Annotated in this window: 1 protein-coding gene; it reads left to right on the top strand. The window is 53.6% G+C overall.

Translation table 11 applies throughout. The features are described from left to right. Positions 1-265: reverse transcriptase domain-containing protein (locus GBM95_RS12155; protein ID WP_264298115.1), on the top strand; the 265-nt coding region annotated here is incomplete at both ends.

The raw sequence follows: 265 nt of genomic DNA, 5'->3' as shown, positions 1-265 counted from the left end.
CGCACAACGCGATCTATGACGTGCTGGACGCGGCTGACAAGGGATACAGATGGGTCGTGGATATGGACCTCGAAAAGTTCTTTGACACGATAAACCACGCGAAAATGGTGCAGATACTCTCCGAGAGAATCGAGGATGGCAGAGTCATCTCGCTCATCCATAAATTTCTCAGAGCGGACGTGCAACTGAAGAATGGACACGTGGAAAAGCGGGACAAAGGAGCGCCGCAGGGCGGTCCGCTCTCGCCGATACTGGCGAACATTCT

The organism is Sutterella seckii (genome assembly GCF_009183815.1).
GTDB lineage: Bacteria > Pseudomonadota > Gammaproteobacteria > Burkholderiales > Burkholderiaceae_F > Sutterella > Sutterella seckii.
Note: the sequence above shows the minus strand (reverse complement) of the source record. Positions and strands in the feature narration are given on the sequence as shown.